Consider the following 1,657-nt stretch of genomic DNA (forward strand, 5'->3'; position numbering starts at 1 on the left):
CACCCCGCCCCCCCAGGGCACCCCGTGACCCGGCCGGGCCGGCCGGGGCCGATCACGGGGCGTCGGCGATTGGCGCCGTTGCGCTGGTCTCCCCAGCTGGCCGTGCGCCTCGTTCTGACTGCGTGGGGTGTCGCCGTGGTGGCCTTGTGGTGGTTCGACACCGCGGCCACCGGCGTACACGGCGCCGGGCTCGTCCTGACCGCCGCCGGCCGGGTCTGCGGCCTGCTCGCGACGTATCTGGTGTTGCTGGAGCTCCTGCTGATGGCGCGGATCCCGGTCCTGGAACGCGCGGTCGGCCTTGACCGGCTGGCGGCCTGGCACCGCGGCCTGGGCACGAACGTCGTCCTGCTGCTCGTCGTGCATGTCCTGTTGACCGTGTGGGGTTACGGTCTGACAGATCATCATCAGCCACTGTCCGAGCTCTACACCGTGATCATGACCTATCCCGACATGTGGAAGGCCACGGTCGGCACACTGCTGTTCGTCGCGATCGGTGCGGTCAGCGCCCGGGCCGCCCGGCCGCACCTGTCCTACGAGGTCTGGTACGCGCTGCATCTCACCGTGTATCTCGCGGTCTTCCTGGTGTACTTCCACCAGACGTCGACCGGTGGCGAGTTCGCCGGCCATCCGGTCAACCGGCTGCTGTGGACGGCGATGTACGTCGCCGTCGCCGTCTGCCTGGTTGTCTGGCGACTCATTCTGCCGGTGGTGGCCGTCGCCGGGCACCGGATGGTGGTGGAGCGGGTGGTCGAGGAGGGGCCCGGCGTGGTCTCGGTCTGGATCCGCGGCCGCGACCTGCACCGGCTGAACGCGAGGCCGGGGCAGTTCCTCCTGTGGCGTTTCGCCGCCCGTGGCCATCTGCTCAGCGCCCACCCCTACTCGCTGTCCGCCCCCCCGAGCCCGCACCGGCTGCGCATCACGGTCAAGGACGCCGGTGATCATTCCCGCGCCCTCGCCGGTCTGCGGCCGGGGACTCCGGTGCTGGCGGAGGGCCCGTTCGGGCACTTCACCGCCGGGCGGGCCCGGTGCGGCAAGTCACTGCTCATCGGCGGGGGCAGTGGGATAGGGCCGGTCCGGGCGTTGGCGGAGGAACTCGCGACCCGCGGCGACGACGTCGTCGTGGTGCACCGGGCGAGCCAGGCCGGCGACCTCGCTCTCGGACGGGAACTCGAAGTGCTCGCCGAGACCGGCGGACTGACGTTGCACCGGGTGGTCGGCTCCCGGCATGAGCTGGGATACGACCCGCTGGAGGCGCGTTTCCTCGACGCCGCGGTGCCGGACGTCGCCGAACGGGACGTCTTCGTCTGCGGCCCGGTCGGCATGATGCGGACCGTCGTCCGGGGCCTGCGCACCCTGGGCCTGCCCGATGACCGGATCCACACCGAGGAGTTCGCCCTGCGATGAACGACAACGCTGGCCGGCCCTACCGGGCCCGACTCGGCCTCGCCGGACTCCTGGGAGCTGTCGTCCTCGTCGTCGGCGCGAAAGCCACGATGGGGCACGGCGAGCAGCCGGCGGCGCTGGCCGGCCGCCCGGCCTCGGCCAGCCCGGCCCGGACGCCTGCCGCGTCCGGGAACAGCGACCACCTTTCCGGACCGGGCCGGGACGAGGAGTCCTCCGGCGATAGCGGTGGGTCGGGCGATGCCGGTTCGGGCGC

General features: G+C 72.3%; 1 protein-coding gene and 1 pseudogene. Both read left to right on the forward strand.

What is annotated here, in order from left to right:
• Positions 1-51 precede the first annotated feature (51 nt).
• On the forward strand, positions 52-1,404 hold the full coding sequence (locus NBZ85_RS30905; RefSeq protein WP_261563400.1) for a ferredoxin reductase family protein: 1,353 nt from the start codon (positions 52-54) through the stop codon (positions 1,402-1,404).
• Positions 1,401-1,657 (forward strand): annotated as a pseudogene (locus NBZ85_RS30910) (FMN-binding protein); the annotation flags it as partial. The gene NBZ85_RS30905 and the pseudogene NBZ85_RS30910, both read left to right, overlap by 4 nt.

It is taken from the genome of Frankia tisae, assembly GCF_025403405.1.
Classification (GTDB): Bacteria; Actinomycetota; Actinomycetes; order Frankiales; family Frankiaceae; genus Frankia; species Frankia tisai.